Raw genomic sequence first — 15,529 nt, forward strand, 5'->3', positions numbered from 1 at the left:
TCAGCCTCTCACCTGCAGGAAAGGCGAGTCGCCCCAGTCCTCGGGCGGGTTCTCCTGGCCGTCGATGGTCTTGGCCTGGGCCAGCACGCCGACGCCGTTGGCGTAGAACTCCTGCTTGAGCGAGTCGCGCAGGCTGGTGCTCTTCGTGATGGGGTACGCCAGGTCCATCTCCATGCGTTTGACCATGACCATGGTGAGCAGCGAATCCCACTCACCTTCGGGCACGTTGGCCACGTAGACCAGCGGCAGCACGTTGGTGTTGGCCATGATGCGGATGCCCTCGATGGCGTAGTCCAGCATCTGACCTTGGTAGCCCACCTGGATGGTGCGCAGCCAGCCATTGGGGCGGGCAAACTGGTACTTCCAGTCGAAGGCGGGCGGCGTGGACTCAGGCGACAGGATCACGCGCTTCGTGGCGCAGTTCCAGTTGTGCTTGCGAAGGATGTCGGCCTTGGCCAGCGAGTAGGTGTTGGCGCAGATGCTCGCCCGTGGCGTGCCGTCGGCAAAGGACGCGATGGGCTTGTCACCCAGCAGGAGCAGCGCACTGCTGCAGATCTCGACATCGGTTGCCATGCGTTCCTCTCAAGAAAAACGGGGGGCACGATGGCCCCCCGGTTCGGTTGCACCCAGGGCGGGCCTGGATCAGCCCGGCGGCAGATACCAGATTTCCACCCGGATCTGGATGTCGTCGGTCGGGTTCGCTGCTTCCAGCGTCAGCACGGGCTCGGTGTCCACGGTGGTCACGCTGTCCACACCGCCAGCCACCAGCACGCCGTTGTTGGCCGCGTAGGTGCCAGCGGTGGCGGAGGCGACGTTGGAGGCGATGCCGTCCAGGTCCACCTCGGCACCGGTCACGAAGTGGCGCAGGCCCAGGTCGAAGGTGACCGACGCACCCAGAGCGCCGCACGAAACCGCGCAGTTGCTCAAGATGCGCGAGCCGGCCGGGATCTTCTGACCCGCAGCGAGCGTGTCGTTCTGAGCCCAGGCAGCAGCCGCGGGGGACGTGAACACAAGGCACTTGGGAGTGCCGTTCACGCTGTTGAGCACCTTCTGACCGGCCGCGATGGCCGTCTTTTGGCGGGAGTTGATTTCAGGCATGTGTGTGCTCCTGGTGGGTTACTGGAAGGCGATCTCAACGACCTTCTTTTTGTCCTGGCGGCCGGCTCCGTAGCTGGCACCCATGGACACCTGCCAGGCGTCTTTCTTGTCGCGCCGCTGGCCCACGTTGCCTTCTTCGTAGCCCTTGCCGAAGTGGATGCCGGACTTGGCCCAGGCGATGGGGTAGCTCACGCCACCGGCACGCTCGATGCCGTTGTAGGGAATCCACTTGAAGCCCATCCACTTGCCGCTGATGTCCCCGTTCTGGAGCATCTTCACGGCCATGAAATCGGCGCTGGTCAGCGTGGTGTCGGTCAGCACGTCTTCCAGCATCAGGCTGTCGTAGGTGATGTACAGCTCTTCACCGGCGAACTCGTCGGCTTCGTTGCTGCGGAAGATCTTCTTGGCCTCGATGATCTTGGCCTTGGTGAAGCCAGTCGAGCCGTGGGCGATCTTCTGGCCGCTGGGCAGCGCTTCGGACGTGCCGTCCTTCTTGAGTTGCGAGCCGCGCGCAGCCTTGTAGATGATGTCGTCGATGCGGCGATTCTTGGCCGCCATCAGCAGGCCCATGTAGTCGCCGCCGGTCACCGGGTTCACGATCATCTTGGGGATGTCGTTGCGGTCCAGCGGGAAGGCCTTGTAGAAGTCGGCCATGTTCACGATGGGCGTCGAGTGATCCGCGAGGGACCATTCGGTGTCACCGTGGCGCACGGTGTTGGCATCCAGCAGCGAACCGTCGTCGCCAAGGAAGTTGATGGTGAAGGACTCGCCGGTGATGCTGCCACGGTCGTGAACAGCGGAGGCGAGGCGGGATTCGCGCTGTGCCGCTTCGACACGAATGGCCGTGTCCCAGGCGGTGACGAATGCTTGAGTGATCTTCGGCATTTCTGAACTCCGAGGTTGAAGATGGGTTCAGCCTTTGGTTCAGGTTGTCCGACTGCTCGGGCCTGCAAGTACGTCAGCGGTGACCGGCTATGTCTGCTGTGCGGGCGCTTGGGTTATCTGCATGCCACTGCAGGCCCCTGGGATGGGCCGCAGTGTCATTCCGCAAAGTGTTCGGTTTCCCGACGGAGTGATGTCAGCCCATCACCTCGGCATCGCCCACGCGCTTGCTGAACGCCTGCGACACCTGGGCGCTGACCTTCGCGTGGTCGGGGTGCTTTGCGTTGCGGTAGGCCTCCGAGCGCATCAGGGCTTCCACATCGGTGACGCCTTGCGATCCGCCAGCAGGGGCTGCTGGGCGGTCCTCGCCGACTTCCTTGCCGAACTGGGCGGCGAACTGCCAGAACAGCGCGTTCGTGCCGAACTCCGTGCGGATCTGTTCCTGCAGTTCGGCGGGCACTGCAGCTACGGCGCGCTCGGCGGCGGTCATGTTGCTTTGCAGCTCGGCCGGTGTGCTCCACACTTTGGACAGTTCTGCGCGTGCTTCGTCGGCAGTTGCGGCGGCCTGAGCGTTGAGCAGCGAGGGCACCAGCTTGAAGTACTCGCCCATGACGAAATCGAGTTGGGGCTGAGAGAGGCCGGCCTTGTGTGCGCCTTCACGAAAAGAGCGCGTCAGGACGGGATCGAGTGGTACGTCCTTGAACTCTTCGGGTACCGGGCTGTCGGTGTAGTCCTCGACCTTGGCAGGTGCGGGCTGACCCTTGTGCTTCTCCAGGTTGGCGTAGGACTCGGCCAGCTTTTTCGACGATGCATCGGCATCGAACTTGCCATCGGTGAGCACGCGGAATTTCTCGGGCAACCACTCGGGTGCGGCGCCCTCGGTCTTCTCAGCCGCTGGGGCTGGCGGGTCGGTGGGCTTGCTGAACAGCGTTTCCTTGGCTGCAGCTGGCGCGGGGGCTGGCGCTTCTGCGGCCGGTGCAGGCGCGGGAGCAGCGGGGGATGGTGCTGGTGCTGGTGCCTCGGCAGGTGCAGCGGCGGGGGCGGTCGCGGTGTCAGTCGTCATCGTTCTCTCCTGGTGGGTTGGGGGAATCGTCGACGCCGTTGGCACGGTTGCACGCTGCCACGATGAACTCGATCACCTCACGGTGCGCGGCGTCTTGGTAGGTTTTGAGCACCGCGTCGATACCGCCGGCCGTGTGCACCTTGGCCTTGGCTGCGAATCGTCGGTACAGGATTTCGAAGATCTCCGCGCCGCGCTTGTCGGTCTCGAAGATGTCGCGGAACAGCGCATCGACACGCCGCTGCTCGGCGATCGCCGCCAGTTCGTCGGGAGTTCTCACGCTGCTTTCGCCATGCGCTGAGCCATGGCGCCCTGCATTTCAGCCTGACCTTCAACCGCAAGGGCCTGCTGGGTGGCGGCTTTCTGCGCCTCGGCCTTCTGATCGCGGATGGCCTGCAACTGCTTGGCATCGCGGATGAGCTTCTGCGGCACGCCCAGCATGCGGGACTTCATGCGCTTGCCCTCTTCCCAGTCGTACAGGTCCATGAGGTCGGGCTTGCCGGTGTTCTGCACGGTCATGCCCAGGTCCATTTCGAAGCGATCCATGCTCGCCACCTCTTCCTCGCGCTGTGCACGGGCCAGGGGCGAGAGGTAGCGCACCGTGAAATTGCGGTCCAGCAGGGACTCGGGCGGCTTGCCGAGCAGGTCGAAGTTGCTGGCGATGTTGGCGCGCCAGGCAATGCCAAAGGTGCGCTCGACCAGGGGCTGCAGGAACTCGGCCTGGAAGCGGCCGAACATGGGGCCGAGCATCTGGCGCAGCATCGCCACGCGCACGCTCCACTCGTAGGCGGTCTTAGCCTGCCCCTCCACAGGGGGCAACTGGTCGGCCATCAGGATCTTGCGGATACCTGCCTGCAGGTTCTCGCGCGTCATCATCCCGAACTCGACTTTCGCGCCGGTGATCAGGGGCGTGAGGCTGTCGGCGGAGTTGGCCACGATGATCTTGCGCGGCCCCATCTTGATGTTGCGCGGGTTGAGCACACCGTCGTCGATGGCCAGCATGGGCGGGGCCAGGGTGGTCTCTGCACCCATCAGAGTCCACTTCGTCACCTCGTTCAGGGTGCGCACGTCCGGCAATGCATCAGACATCGGACCCAGGGCATAGGCCGAGTTCGGCAGGCGCGACCAGCGCGGCACCATGCACGGGAACTCGTGATACCCGCCCTCGCGCAGGGTCTTGTCGGTGTCGCACTCCATGTGCACGGAGCCGAACCGCATGTTCTTGCCCAGCTTGGCACCGACTGCGTACACCTCGCGCGGCTCGATGGCGTGGCGCAGGTTGACCTTCTCGTCGTATTTCTGCTCGTCCCAGAGCTTGCGGGTCTTCTCGGACACGCTGTCCAAGCCGAACTCGGTCACCACCTGGCTGACGGTGAGCGTGTATTTGCGGTAGACCGTGTCCACCGTCCCGCCGTTGCGACTGGAGCCGATGGCGCACTCGCCCACGGGCCAGGTCTCGAAGTAGTAGCCGCCGCCCTCCTCCTCGTCGCAGTACAGCACGTGCCAGCCTGCGATCCACACATCCAGCATGGCGTCGAAGGCCTCGGCGTCGAAGTTGCTGGCGTGGATGTTCTCCCACACGAACTTTGCGGCCTCGTCCAGCCACACCTGTTCAGCGTCTGTTTCCTTGCCGATGTCCAGGTAGAACCACTGGGCGTTGCTCGGCACCATGCCACCCATGATGGTGGCCACGCCCACGCGCACGGAGTCCGTGGCGGTCGAGTCGTAGATGATGGCCTTGCGCTGCTGGGCGTCGGTGGCCGTGATGATCTCGGACAGCAGGCCGTTGGCACGTGCCGGCAGGCTCAGGTCGTAGCAGTCTTTCCACACCTGCTCGTGCAGTTGCTTTGAGGCCTGCAGGTCGCTGTTGCGCCGCTTGAGCTTCTTTGGATCGGCGGCCATCAGACCCCCAAGGTTTGACGGGCTGCGGGCTCTGCACCACCGGACCCGCCGGTGAAAAGGGAGTTGCTGCGAAGCGCCTGCTTGCGCATCTGGGTGGAGGCGTAGGCGTCCTGCGTGGCTTTGGTCTCGGCGGCCTTGCGCTCGGTTTCAGCGTTGGCGGCCATGGCCTGGGCCTGCTTACGGTCCTTCTTTGCGTCGTTGGCTTGGCTGATCGTCGTCGCTGCCGTGGCCCCCGCCGCTCCTACAGCCAGCAGTTCAAGGCCGGTGCACATGGATCAAGCCTTTGCGAAAGGCGTCGGAGTGGGCTCGCTCCAGACCACGAAGCCATCCACGGACAGCACGCTGCGGTGCTTGGGATCGGCCTTCACCTTGGCAAGGGCTTCCTCTTGCGTGGGAAGTGGTGCAGCGGCTGCGGCCGCTGGAGCTGCGGTGCGCTGGGCCATCTGGCGGGCGACTTCGGCGGCCACCAGGGTGGCAATGTCAGGGGCCACGCCAGGCTCGTTGGGGCTCTCGGTGCTCAGTTCGGCAGCGGTGCCTGCGCCGGTGTCCTGCTCTTCGACTGGCTGTGCGCCGGGGGTCTGGACGTTCTGGACACGGGGGGCTTTGGACATGGCTGGCTCCTGCGAATGGGCGGTTTGAGACCGCCGCAGTGTCAGCCTGCGATGCGTTCGGTTTCCCGACGGACTGGCGGTGTCGTGCCGCCCGTCTTCTCCACCCACAACCCCAGCAGCAGCAAGGCGTCGTGGAACTTGGGCTCCGTCCCCGGGATGTTCCGAAGTGACCACGTCCAGGTCTTCCCACGCCCGCACGCCCGAGCAATCGCCACATCCGAATACCGCTCGCTCGTGCCCGCGAGCCACGTTGAGCGCTGGATGTCCATGATGACCCGCTCCCAGTCGATGCGGGCACCTTGGGCAATCTCGGGTGGAAGGGCTGGCAGCATGCTGGGGCTCAAGCCTTCATACCTCGCGTGCGTGCGCGAAACGCGCGTACGCGACCCTGCCGAGCGCCCAAACCGGGAAACAGGCTCTTGAGGCCTGCAGGTGAGCACACACGGTCGAGTGCGTCGATTTCCATTTCCAAGCGCGAGATCACGCGCTGCGCGGTGCCATCCATCACGATGTAGCCGCTCATGCCGGACTCGCACGCTTCACGCCATGCGGCGTCCATAACATCGATGGGTGGCTTGCTCATCGTGCCCCCAGTCCCGCGAACGGGTTTCTGTAGTCGGCCCAGGTCTCACCCGTCTTGATGCGGCGCACGCCTGAACGATTGATTCCGTACTGCCTGGAAATTTCCCTCAGTGGCTTGTCGCTGGCTCGGATTTCTTCGGCCTGCTGTTCGGTCAGCTTTGTCCCGCTGGCGCGCACGCCGGCTGAAATCTTGGCCCGACGGGTCAGGCTGGAAAATGCGCCCTTCTTTGCCGCTGCCTTCCCGACTTCTGACGGGCTGCTGAGCTCAAGGTGGGCGGGGTTGCAGCATCGGCGATCCCCACAGGTTGCGATCACAGGTTGGCGTGGTGCGGGCGGTCGGCCGACGAGTTCAACGACAAGCCGGCGGACCAAGGCCGGAGCTTGATGGCCTTTGAGCTTGGTGATGGGGTATCCGGTCTTGCCGATGGGGCCTTGCCACATCCAGCAGTTGCCCTCTTCGATGCATCGAGCCTTGATGTCGTTCAGTTTCATGCCATCAGCCTCTTGATCGTGATGTTCAGGGCCTGCAGTTCGTCCATCTTGCGCACGCGCCAGGCGATCTTTCCGCCGTGCCAGCCCATGGATGGGCCTCGGTGGCACTCGATGCACAGGGCCACGGCGGTGTACTGGTCGCCCTGGCGGATGTGATGGGCTTCGCTGGGGCCGGGCTGGTCGCACACTGAGCAGGGCTGGATGGCCACCAGGCGGATGTAGTCGGCCTCGGCTTTGGTGGGTGGTTTCTTGTTCGGGCTCTGCACGATCGGTGATCCTTCCGTCAGAACTTGCGCTCACGCTCCATGTGGCGCAAAGTCTGAACAGGGGTTTCGCCCCGCTGCATTTCGTAGCCGCAACCGATGCACCCACCCTTCCACGATCCGCTTCGCTCGCCCACCTCGTCGTTGAATGTCACGTTTATCGCGTTGCTCACGCGGCGGAATGGCAACCACCAACGCGTCCACAGTCGGCGCTCGTGCTTGATCGTGGCCGTGCGGCTCTGGACCTCTCCTGATCGCAGGGTGTAGGTGTACGGGTAGGTTTCTTCGTCGGTCAGCACCTCGTGCTTGCGATGCTTCCACGCCCAGGGCATGTAGATGGCCTTGTGGGGGTCGGTCTTGAATCGGCCCGTGTCCTTGCCCCAGCGAATCCACATCAGGTCTTCGTAGAACTGAAACCCGTATCGCGGCCCGGAGCACTGGCCTTCGTCTGGCACCACCTTGCTCCAGGGGAACGACACGTTGAGGCTGCCGAAGCCAAGGCCCAGCCGAATCCATCCGCGCTTCTCTTCGTGCCAGTCGGACGGAAATTCAATCTCCGCTTGCAGGCCGTGAATGCCGAGCGTGGCCCACGCCAGTTCCTTGTAGCTGTTGCTGCGCAGGTAGAACACGATCCTGCCGCGCTCGCGATCAACTTTGAACTTCATTTTTGAACTCCATGGTGTGAATGAAACTTTGGTGCAGCGGACTTCATTCGAACTCCCGCAGGAAGCTCTCGACGCACCGGTATCGGCGTTCGTCGTCGAGGTGGGGCCAGAGGGTTTCCTGGGCTCGGGTGCCCCAGAGGAAGCTGTCCACCTGCCGGTGCAGCTCGGAGAATTCCGCTTCGTCCATGCTCTCGAAGTCGAGCGAGCGAGGGATTGCGTTGGGCTTGCCGTCGAACCCGGGCACCAGGTCAAAGTAGCCCGCGCCCATCACCAGCCAGTAGCGCAACTTGTCCAGGTCGTCGAACGCCTCGGTTCGGGCCAGCAGGCTGTTCAGCTTCGCGAAGAACAGCCGGTGGTGGGCCGGGCTTCGGGGCATGCGGTAGCTGAAGCTCAGGGTCTGTCCCACGGGCAAGTCAGTGACCAGCCGGCGCCACTTGAGGTAGGCGCGCTGGCCGGCCGGGTCGATGCCCTCCAGGCGGCCCTGGTCGTTTTTGATGATCACGCACTTGCTCATCGGAACGTCTCCCGGATGCGCTCCAGCAGCGTGGGCTGGGGCTTGGGTGCCCATGGGGTCATGTTCGGCATGGGCCAGTCGCGGGTGATCACCTCGTCGTCCACATCCTTGGGCTGGGGGATGTCGGTGTGCTGGAGGTCGTAGTTGTCGGGGTTCATGCTGCGTGCCTCAGGTGCCAGTGAGCGATCAGGATCGATTCCGCCCGGTTGTGGTCCTTCACCCGCTTCAATGGGGCGTCGGGGTACAGCGCTTGCGCAACGTGACGCGCGGCGTCTTTGTCGGCGGTGAGGCCGTAGAAACCCTTCCAGACCTTGGGCGGCGCATAGACCACCACCAGGTTCAGGCACTCCAGCGTGTTCTCGACGGCTCCCAGCGTGCGCAGCAGGGAGCCCTGCGTCTGGATGCTGTTGTTCTTGCCGCCCATAACGCCCACGGCCTCCACCACCGCGAGTACGGGTTCGTTGGCAGCGCACGTGTCGAGCAGCAGGCGGCGCAACGCCCGGCCGTCCAGCTTTTTCTTCACCAGCGCCTTGTGGCCCACGTCCGGGATGGGCATGATGGGCAGATCGAACACCGCGCGCAGGCCGTTGTGGTCCAGCACGGCGCACGCGCCGCTCAATCCGGGGTCAATGCCGATGACGATCATGCTGGTACCTCCACTGGGGTGGCCCCGAACCTGAACGGCTTTCGGCGAGCGAACACCAGTTGCCGCTCGGACTCCGCCACGATGCGGTCAGCCTCCAGCGCGACGAAGGTGTAGCCGAAGAATCGCAGGCGTTCCTGCTCCCCTTCGCTGAACCACGCCTTCATCTGCTCCACAGTTCGGAAGGCGCAGCCCAGACCCTCGCCCGGCAATGCCTTGCCCACCACGCCCACGCCGAACTCGGTGAACATGGCGGGGTTTTTGATCTCGTGCAGCGGGTCAACCCAAGCGCGCGAGAACCCGGGGCGGTAGGGGCCGCGCCCCTCGTCATCCTGCCAGCGGTAGACCGTGGTCATGCGGCCTCCCATTCACGGAACACCGGCGCCGGCTCGCGGTGCGGGTAGACCTTGAAGTACATCGGCCCGGCGTGCGCGCTGCCCAGGAACTGCCCGGACTCGCGGTGCAGCCACAGCGCAATGGTCGGCTCGCCGTCGGCCATGCCCTCATGGTTGCGGTTTTTCTTGCAGTACAGAACCTGGTCGGGCTCTTCCTGGTGCTCGACCTTGTTGGCCTTGCGGGCGTCTTCCTTGGCCTTGTTGCGCCACACCAGAAACAGGTTGTCCGGCTGGTCCACGATCGCGCCGCTGCCCTTCACATCGCCCTTGTCGGGCTTGTCGGTCTCGCGTGACGGCTTTTTCAGGTGGTGGACGATGTGGATGTGGATGTCCAGATCTCGAGCGATGGCCGTGCACTCGTCCACGAATGCCTTCTGGCCGTTGTAGTCGTCCTCGTCGCGCACGCACTTCGCGAGGTTGTCGACGAAAACGTGCTTGATGCCGAGCTCCGCGCCGCAGTACTTCACCATGCCCAGCACGCGCGCCGCGTGGGTGGTGCCGAACTGGTCGTAGAGCCACAGCCGGCCGTTGGTCCAGGCCCCGAAATCGTCGTACAGGCCCTCGATCGCCGCGATGCCGCTGTCGGCTTGGTACTCCGGCGAAAACGGGTTCTTGCCGACGAACATGCGCGCCATGGCCTGCAGCGTCACCGCGGGCTTGGCCTCGAAGTTCGCGATGCACACCCGCTCGCCCTGCCCCATCAGCGACAGCGCCACCACCCGGGCGACGTGGCTTTTCCCGTGGCCGTTCTGCCCGGCCCACACCGTGACCTCGCCGCAGCGGAAGTCGAAATTGGCCTGCGTTTTCTCCCACGGCAGGTACACGAAGCGCTGCTTCTTGCGCCCGCGCAGCCGATCCTTGAGGGTCTGCACGTAATCGGCCGCTGGACGCACGCGGGCCTGGGCGTCCGTGTCGCGCATGTAGGCCTCGAAGTCGATGTCGTCGGTCAGGAACTCAGCCATGGGCTACCTCTCGGGTCCAGATGTCGGTCCAGCCGGCTTGCAGGTGCGGCTGGACTTCGGGTTGAACATGGTTCGCGGCCACCAGCGCAGCGCCAGCAGCCTTGCACCGGTCGAACAGGGCGCGCGCGCGGCGCTCATCACCGCTGCTCACGCTCACCTGCAGGCCGACCAGAAACCGCAGGTCCAGCAGCTCGATCGCATCGCCGGCAGTGCTTACGGTTGCGTGGTCGCCGTGCTCCAACCAGTCGGTTTTGCAGGGCCAGTCGTTGATGAACACCATGGCCGGACGCTGGCCGGCGCGGCGCATGCTGATGAGGCTGTCGTGGCCGCGCATCAGATGGCCCCTTCGAACATCGATGAGCCTTGCTCGCTTCGAACCCGCCCTGGTGTGTCCTGGGCCTTGGCCAACCAGCGAACGATGAACGCCTCAATGCCGCGCCGGGTTTTTCGCCGGGGCTTGTTTGCCAGCGACCACGCCCGCATCTCACGCAACTCCTGTTCAACGTCCACAGCCGGGAAGGTCAACGCCCAGTCCCGCAACGCCGACATTGGCACCACGAACTCGGTGGAGTCGTTCAAGGAAATCGTGAACGCCGAAGGCTCAGGAGGCGGCGTCGAGTCCGACAGGAGCTCGGCGCTAATCTCCTGCTCTTGTTCCTGCTCTTGTTCTTGTTCTTGGCTTCGAAGGGCCTTCGGAGGGGCTTCCCCACCCCTTCGATTTGTGAGGTGAAATGCCTCGCGGTAGCGATCAAAGAATGCACCCAGGAATGGGTTGTCCGGCAGGGCGTCGTAGTCCTTCTGGATGCCCTTGCTCCTGTTGTCGGAAGCCTTGATTTCATTGGCGATTTGGTACTTCGCCATCTCGTGGACCCAGACGAATTCCGACTCTTCATCGAAGCTGCAGAAGCCGACTTCTATACAGTGCTTAAGCCCCTTCGAAGCCCCTTCAGAGCCCAGTCCGGTCTCGTGTGCCATGTACAGCACCGGCTGGCTGAACAGCCCGAGCATGTTGGACTGCGGTGAGGTCATCAGGTACATGGCCACGATTACCCCTTCGGGCACCCTTCGAAGGGCCTTCATAGTGGCTCCGTGCCACATCTTGGGCTCGACCTTGGCGTAGTCACGCATGCGGCGCCTTCCCCAGCTCCAGCGCCTCAGGGCTCTGAAACCAGATAGCCGAGTCGATCTGCGCGTACCGCTTCGCACGGTGCTCAGACGATCGACTGTTGATGGCGTCGTACATCCTGGCCTGCCAGCGGCGGGCGTCATCGAAGTCTTGAGCTGCGTACGCGGCCGACATGCGGAACCCGCAGTCCTTGATGTGCTGCTCCAGGGCTTGCTCTTCGGGGGTGAAGGTGGTCATGCGCCGGCCCTCAGCGCGGGCAGCATCTTCACCAGCTCCCCGATCAGCTTTTCGGCGTTGGCAACCGTTCGCTGGTGCCGGGCCTTGTCGCAGTCCATGTACTTGGCGACGATGTACTCGACCACCGCAGGGGCATCGCCAGTGCTCTCCAGCCACGCCTCCAGGTCGTCCACGTTGAAGCGCTGGGTGTCACCATCGGACGGGTTCAGTTTGCGGCTGAGCGTGCTGGGCGCCAGATCCATGTCGGCGGCTTGCTGGCCCTGCTTCTTGTCCACCACCGCCGAGCGATGGGCAACGAAGGCACGCAGCGACCTGAAACGCTCAGGCAGCGCGGGCTCGAAATTCAGTGTGAGTTGGCTCATCTTTAACCTCTCGGCATGGAGATGGAAACTTCGGTTGCCGTCTGTTGCCATCTCGATTTCGGGCGAAAAAAAGAGACTGGTGGCCATGACGACCACCAGCCCCTTCTCGATTTCAGGCCCCCTGCCCTGCGGGCTCGGGTGTGACGTGTGGGTCAGGCAGTTGGACCTCGCCGCGATCGACAGCGGCGAAGTAGTCCAGCAACGGCTGCACGGTCTGAACGCGCGGGTTCTCCCGACTGCCGTAGACGAACTTGCGGATGAAGCTGGGCGTCACGTCCGTCGCGGTAGCGATAGCGTCAAACCGGCCTGGGCCAGCCTCGCGCAGCCTGCGTTTAAGGAATTCCGTGATGGGCTCGATGGTCATGTCTGAGGCCTCGTTTGTACCGATATCGGTTCATTGTGCCATACCGTTTTCGGTTTGCCAAGGCGGCAAACTTGCCTGCATGCCAAAAGCTGCCGAGGAAGTGGGAACCGGATCTGACGATGACGAGGGGATCGACCCGGGCCTAGCCGCGCGCTTTAACGACTTGATGGGGGACAGGAGCGTGGCGAAGCTCCGCAAGGACATGGCCCAGGCTGGCTACTCCATCGGAGCAAATGCCATCCAACTCGCGAAAAAGGGCTCGCTCGGTCTACGGCTTGGCACCGCTCAGAAGTTCGCCCATTTCTTCGGGATGTCGCTTTCCGATCTATTGCGTGACGAGAGCATCGAGCGACAGAAGATCAGTAACGCCCAGGCAGCACTTTCGGCGCTGACCGACACCCAACGTCGCGCCCTGCTGGCTTCAATACTCGGGAATGCCGCGTCCGACGAGACTGTGGAACAGCGCATGAAGATCACCACCGAGCTCAAAAAGAAGGATCGGCCGCAGGGGCCAGATTCAGGGTTTTCCGACCTGTAACGCTGCCGCCAAGGGGGAGTAGATGAAGGATTTTTTCAGCGGGGCACTTGGCCTCGTGATGGTGTTTGGCATGCTGGGGGTGGGCATTTTTATGCTTGCCATTGGGTGGGCTGGCATTGAGCACCAATTCGGCTTTTGGTGGGGGGTGGCCGCTGTCGCGGGCGCGCTGCTGTTCAAGTTCACGCTGCCGCTGTCGGTCGGGGCGTTTTTCTGCGCGTACAGCATCTGGGGATGGCACTGGGCTTTTGCGCTGCTGCTTGCGGCCCCCGGGCTGATATTCATGATCCCTGGGCTGGTGGCCGCGATGGCGGGGGCGTTCCGGCAACGCCGGGGATGACGACAGCGGGGGCCCTGCTCTGCCTGGTGGTGGCCATTGCCGACGGCGACACCCTCACCGCGCGCTGTGGTGAGCCTGGGGCCTATCAGCAGGTGAAGGTGCGTCTGGCGGAGATCGACGCCCCCGAGAAGGCCCAGCCCTTCGGCAACCGCAGCCGCCAGCACCTGGCCAGCCTGTGCTTCCAGCAGGTGGCCACCATTCGACCCACCACCCGCGACCGCTACGGGCGCACCGTGGCGCGCGTGGAATGCCAGGGACAGGATGCCAACCTGCTGCAGGTGCGCGCCGGCATGGCCTGGGCCTACACCAAGTACCTGACCGACCCTGAGGTGGCCCAGGCTCAGGACGCCGCCCGCGCTGCACGCGTGGGCCTCTGGACCGACCCCGAACCCATCCCGCCATGGGACTGGCGCCGTCCCCAAGCGCGCTGATAGCCGAAAACTAAAACCGCATTCGGTTCGATTTGTAAGTTTCATCGATCTGCCGTACCGTTTTCGGTTGCATTTGCATACCGATTTCGGTACAGTTCTCCCAACGGTCCTCACACCGAGGCCCCTACAGGAGAGAGCAGATGTCAGCGATTCCGGAGATCCAGAGCATTCGCGACAGCGACACGCTGAGCGGCCTGCTTGCCACGCAGGAACGACAAGACGAGGCCGAGGCCGAGACCCGCGCGAACTTCATGCGGGCGGTGGAGGTTGGCAACGCTGGGAATTTCCAGCCGTGGGCGGGTCTGGTGACGGACTACGAGGCTTGCCGCAGGCTGCACATCAACCTGAATGACCCGCTGCGCCCGAAGCGCACGCAGGCCCTGTTCGAGATCATGGCCGAGGCGCTGGACGTGGGCGATGGGCCTGGGTACAGCGACCTGATGCAGATGCTGCTGTCGGGCATGAAGTGCTCGGACCCGATGCACGCATTGCTGTGCCGCCAGCTTGCCACGCGCATGGCGACGGTCTGGGCGAGCCACTACACGCAGGGGGTGGACGAATGAAACACGCCTCCATCCTGATCCTTGCGCTGGTGCTGGGCGCGTGTTCTGCGCCGAAGCCTTGCGACCCTACCCGCCTGAACTGCGACAGCGGCACTCGCGCAACTGGCGGTGCTGTGAGCCGTCCTGCTGGCCCTTCTGAGGGCAACAACGCAGGCCCGGGTGGTGGGCAGGTTGGACCCACCAAGCCCAACACTGGCCACAGCAAGCCGAACCACGGGCCCAAGGGTCCGAAGGGCAAACCGCATGGCAAGCCCGGGAAGGGTGGCAAGAAATGAACTGCTGCGATGCCTGGGGCCGCTGCACACGTGGCCCGGACTGCCCTGCCCGGCCCTCCTGCGACGAGTTGGGTGTGTGCCAGGACGTTCGACCGCGCTGTGCTGGCTGCAAGCCTTCCGAAGGCGCTCAGACCGTCCAAACCATCTTGCGCGAGTTCGCCAAGCGCCCTCTGCAGCCGCTGGTGCCGGAGTTCAAGCGATGAAGCCCACCCGCGCCCAACTGGACCGCGAAAACCGGATCGTCATCTGGTCTTCGATCCTCGCCGCCGTCGCGCTCGCCGTCCTTGGATGCGCTGGCGTGCTCCCTTCCTGATCAACCGAGAACACCATGAACGATCTGATCGACGTGGCGGAGGCGTCTGTCTCCACGCCCACCAACCAGCACCCCACGCCCGCCCTGCTCCTGCAGATGGCGGTCCAGCAGAACGCGGACATCGAGAAGCTGGAGCGCCTGATGGCGTTGCAGGAGCGCTGGGAAGCGACTGAGGCGCGCAAGGCCTACGACCGCGCATTTGCCAACTTCAAGGCCGAGGCAGTGCGCATCATCAAGAACCGGCAGGTCAACGACGGCCCCCTGCGCGGCAAGGCCTACGCCGAGTTGTTTGCCGTGGTGAATGCCGTGACGCCCGCGCTGTCTCAGCATGGCCTGTCTTCCTCCTGGAAGATCACCCGCGACGACCCGCAGTGGATCGAGGTGACCTGTGCGTATTCCACGCGATGGCGGACACGATTCCAGGCTGATGGCGGACAGTGTTCCACCGCCATGGCGGACACCGTTCCACGGTGATGGCGGACAGCATTCCATTTTGATGGCGGACACCTGAGGGTGTTCTGAGTGACCCAAACGCGGCATACGCTGACCGGTTTTTCGACCGGAACCAGCAATGCCCACACCCAGGGTCACCATGAGCAAAATACGACACACACTGCAGCTGCTGCACGCCGGGGCATTGAGCACCCGCCAAATCGGTGCCGCTCTCGGCATCTCCAAATCCACCGTCAGCGAGATAGCCAGCTACGCACGCGTGGCTGGCGTGGACTGGGCTTTGGCCCAGACCTTGAGCGACGAAGAGCTGCAAGCGCGGCTGTACCGGCCACCGGTGGCGCGAGAGTCCCGCCACCTGGAGCCTGAGCACGCTCACATCCACCAAGAGCTGCGCCGCCCCGGTGTCACGCTGCAACTGCTGTGGGAGGAGTACCAGCATCAACACGCGGGCCAAGCCTACA

General features: G+C 64.0%; 28 protein-coding genes and 1 pseudogene. 6 read left to right on the forward strand and 23 right to left on the reverse strand.

Annotation, left to right across the window (positions count from 1 at the left end):
• From ACTIF6_RS08330 to ACTIF6_RS08440, 23 genes are all read right to left on the reverse strand, one after another.
• Entirely contained in the window at positions 1 to 573 is a 573-nt protein-coding gene (locus ACTIF6_RS08330) for a hypothetical protein (RefSeq protein WP_439587495.1), read from the reverse strand.
• A gap of 69 nt (positions 574 to 642) precedes the next feature.
• Positions 643 to 1,098, reverse strand: coding sequence for a hypothetical protein (locus ACTIF6_RS08335; protein ID WP_439587496.1), 456 nt, complete (start codon positions 1,096 to 1,098; stop codon positions 643 to 645).
• A gap of 18 nt (positions 1,099 to 1,116) precedes the next feature.
• A complete protein-coding gene (locus ACTIF6_RS08340) occupies positions 1,117 to 1,983 on the reverse strand; it encodes a phage capsid protein (protein WP_439587497.1) in 867 nt (288 codons plus the stop codon).
• Positions 1,984 to 2,176: 193 nt separating this feature from the next.
• Positions 2,177 to 3,043, reverse strand: a complete 867-nt coding sequence (locus ACTIF6_RS08345) for a hypothetical protein (protein ID WP_439587498.1) — start codon at positions 3,041 to 3,043, stop codon at positions 2,177 to 2,179.
• Positions 3,033 to 3,320 (reverse strand): hypothetical protein, encoded by a 288-nt coding sequence (locus ACTIF6_RS08350; protein ID WP_439587499.1) that lies wholly within the window; start codon positions 3,318 to 3,320, stop codon positions 3,033 to 3,035. Before ACTIF6_RS08350 ends, ACTIF6_RS08345 begins: the two co-directional genes overlap by 11 nt.
• A complete protein-coding gene (locus ACTIF6_RS08355; protein WP_439587500.1) occupies positions 3,317 to 4,942 on the reverse strand; it encodes a portal protein in 1,626 nt (541 codons plus the stop codon). The genes ACTIF6_RS08350 and ACTIF6_RS08355 overlap by 4 nt, the downstream gene beginning before the upstream one ends.
• On the reverse strand, positions 4,942 to 5,214 hold the full coding sequence (locus ACTIF6_RS08360) for a hypothetical protein (RefSeq protein WP_439587501.1): 273 nt from the start codon (positions 5,212 to 5,214) through the stop codon (positions 4,942 to 4,944). The genes ACTIF6_RS08355 and ACTIF6_RS08360 overlap by 1 nt, the downstream gene beginning before the upstream one ends.
• 3 nt (positions 5,215 to 5,217) lie before the next feature.
• Positions 5,218 to 5,553, reverse strand: a complete 336-nt coding sequence (locus ACTIF6_RS08365) for a hypothetical protein (protein ID WP_439587502.1) — start codon at positions 5,551 to 5,553, stop codon at positions 5,218 to 5,220.
• Between the two features lie 41 nt (positions 5,554 to 5,594).
• Entirely contained in the window at positions 5,595 to 5,885 is a 291-nt protein-coding gene (locus ACTIF6_RS08370; protein WP_439587503.1) for a hypothetical protein, read from the reverse strand.
• Positions 5,886 to 5,893: 8 nt separating this feature from the next.
• Complete coding sequence (locus ACTIF6_RS08375) at positions 5,894 to 6,136, reverse strand: hypothetical protein (RefSeq protein WP_439587504.1); 243 nt, start codon at positions 6,134 to 6,136, stop codon at positions 5,894 to 5,896.
• Positions 6,133 to 6,627, reverse strand: a complete 495-nt coding sequence (locus ACTIF6_RS08380) for a hypothetical protein (RefSeq protein WP_439587505.1) — start codon at positions 6,625 to 6,627, stop codon at positions 6,133 to 6,135. The genes ACTIF6_RS08375 and ACTIF6_RS08380 overlap by 4 nt, the downstream gene beginning before the upstream one ends.
• Positions 6,624 to 6,893 carry a hypothetical protein gene (locus ACTIF6_RS08385; protein WP_439587506.1) on the reverse strand — a complete coding sequence of 90 codons (270 nt, stop codon included), beginning with the start codon at positions 6,891 to 6,893 and terminating at the stop codon, positions 6,624 to 6,626. Before ACTIF6_RS08385 ends, ACTIF6_RS08380 begins: the two co-directional genes overlap by 4 nt.
• 17 nt (positions 6,894 to 6,910) lie before the next feature.
• Complete coding sequence (locus tag ACTIF6_RS08390) at positions 6,911 to 7,555, reverse strand: hypothetical protein (protein ID WP_439587507.1); 645 nt, start codon at positions 7,553 to 7,555, stop codon at positions 6,911 to 6,913.
• Between the two features lie 43 nt (positions 7,556 to 7,598).
• The gene (locus ACTIF6_RS08395) at positions 7,599 to 8,057 is read right to left on the reverse strand and encodes a DUF1367 family protein (RefSeq protein ID WP_439587508.1); all 459 of its coding nucleotides are present in this window, start codon (positions 8,055 to 8,057) and stop codon (positions 7,599 to 7,601) included.
• 8 nt (positions 8,058 to 8,065) lie between these two features.
• On the reverse strand, positions 8,066 to 8,227 hold the full coding sequence (locus ACTIF6_RS08400) for a hypothetical protein (RefSeq protein ID WP_439587509.1): 162 nt from the start codon (positions 8,225 to 8,227) through the stop codon (positions 8,066 to 8,068).
• On the reverse strand, positions 8,224 to 8,715 hold the full coding sequence (locus ACTIF6_RS08405; RefSeq protein WP_439587510.1) for a hypothetical protein: 492 nt from the start codon (positions 8,713 to 8,715) through the stop codon (positions 8,224 to 8,226). Before ACTIF6_RS08405 ends, ACTIF6_RS08400 begins: the two co-directional genes overlap by 4 nt.
• Positions 8,712 to 9,068 carry a hypothetical protein gene (locus ACTIF6_RS08410; RefSeq protein WP_439587511.1) on the reverse strand — a complete coding sequence of 119 codons (357 nt, stop codon included), beginning with the start codon at positions 9,066 to 9,068 and terminating at the stop codon, positions 8,712 to 8,714. Before ACTIF6_RS08410 ends, ACTIF6_RS08405 begins: the two co-directional genes overlap by 4 nt.
• Positions 9,065 to 10,069, reverse strand: a complete 1,005-nt coding sequence (locus tag ACTIF6_RS08415) for an AAA family ATPase (RefSeq protein ID WP_439587512.1) — start codon at positions 10,067 to 10,069, stop codon at positions 9,065 to 9,067. The genes ACTIF6_RS08410 and ACTIF6_RS08415 overlap by 4 nt, the downstream gene beginning before the upstream one ends.
• Positions 10,062 to 10,403: a hypothetical protein gene (locus ACTIF6_RS08420; RefSeq protein WP_439587513.1), complete on the reverse strand. Its 342-nt coding sequence runs from the start codon at positions 10,401 to 10,403 to the stop codon at positions 10,062 to 10,064. Before ACTIF6_RS08420 ends, ACTIF6_RS08415 begins: the two co-directional genes overlap by 8 nt.
• Positions 10,403 to 11,197: a hypothetical protein gene (locus ACTIF6_RS08425; protein ID WP_439587514.1), complete on the reverse strand. Its 795-nt coding sequence runs from the start codon at positions 11,195 to 11,197 to the stop codon at positions 10,403 to 10,405. The genes ACTIF6_RS08420 and ACTIF6_RS08425 overlap by 1 nt, the downstream gene beginning before the upstream one ends.
• Positions 11,190 to 11,432 (reverse strand): hypothetical protein, encoded by a 243-nt coding sequence (locus ACTIF6_RS08430; protein WP_439587515.1) that lies wholly within the window; start codon positions 11,430 to 11,432, stop codon positions 11,190 to 11,192. Before ACTIF6_RS08430 ends, ACTIF6_RS08425 begins: the two co-directional genes overlap by 8 nt.
• Positions 11,429 to 11,794, reverse strand: coding sequence for a hypothetical protein (locus tag ACTIF6_RS08435; RefSeq protein ID WP_439587516.1), 366 nt, complete (start codon positions 11,792 to 11,794; stop codon positions 11,429 to 11,431). Before ACTIF6_RS08435 ends, ACTIF6_RS08430 begins: the two co-directional genes overlap by 4 nt.
• A 112-nt stretch (positions 11,795 to 11,906) precedes the next feature.
• Entirely contained in the window at positions 11,907 to 12,158 is a 252-nt protein-coding gene (locus ACTIF6_RS08440; RefSeq protein ID WP_439587517.1) for a hypothetical protein, read from the reverse strand.
• Between ACTIF6_RS08440 and ACTIF6_RS08445 the strand changes: the two genes are divergently transcribed.
• The 6 genes and pseudogenes from ACTIF6_RS08445 to ACTIF6_RS08470 form a co-directional block, all read left to right on the forward strand.
• The gene (locus tag ACTIF6_RS08445; protein ID WP_439587518.1) at positions 12,142 to 12,696 is read left to right on the forward strand and encodes a hypothetical protein; all 555 of its coding nucleotides are present in this window, start codon (positions 12,142 to 12,144) and stop codon (positions 12,694 to 12,696) included. The genes ACTIF6_RS08440 and ACTIF6_RS08445 overlap by 17 nt on opposite strands.
• A 22-nt stretch (positions 12,697 to 12,718) precedes the next feature.
• Complete coding sequence (locus tag ACTIF6_RS08450; protein ID WP_439587519.1) at positions 12,719 to 13,033, forward strand: hypothetical protein; 315 nt, start codon at positions 12,719 to 12,721, stop codon at positions 13,031 to 13,033.
• Complete coding sequence (locus ACTIF6_RS08455; RefSeq protein WP_439587520.1) at positions 13,030 to 13,464, forward strand: thermonuclease family protein; 435 nt, start codon at positions 13,030 to 13,032, stop codon at positions 13,462 to 13,464. The genes ACTIF6_RS08450 and ACTIF6_RS08455 overlap by 4 nt, the downstream gene beginning before the upstream one ends.
• Positions 13,465 to 13,604: 140 nt before the next feature.
• Positions 13,605 to 14,027: a hypothetical protein gene (locus ACTIF6_RS08460; protein ID WP_439587521.1), complete on the forward strand. Its 423-nt coding sequence runs from the start codon at positions 13,605 to 13,607 to the stop codon at positions 14,025 to 14,027.
• A gap of 603 nt (positions 14,028 to 14,630) precedes the next feature.
• Positions 14,631 to 15,089 carry a hypothetical protein gene (locus tag ACTIF6_RS08465; RefSeq protein WP_439587522.1) on the forward strand — a complete coding sequence of 153 codons (459 nt, stop codon included), beginning with the start codon at positions 14,631 to 14,633 and terminating at the stop codon, positions 15,087 to 15,089.
• Positions 15,090 to 15,207: 118 nt separating this feature from the next.
• A pseudogene (locus tag ACTIF6_RS08470) lies at positions 15,208 to 15,529 on the forward strand (IS21 family transposase); the annotation flags it as partial.

Source organism: Hydrogenophaga sp. (assembly GCF_051860785.1).
GTDB lineage: Bacteria > Pseudomonadota > Gammaproteobacteria > Burkholderiales > Burkholderiaceae_C > Hydrogenophaga.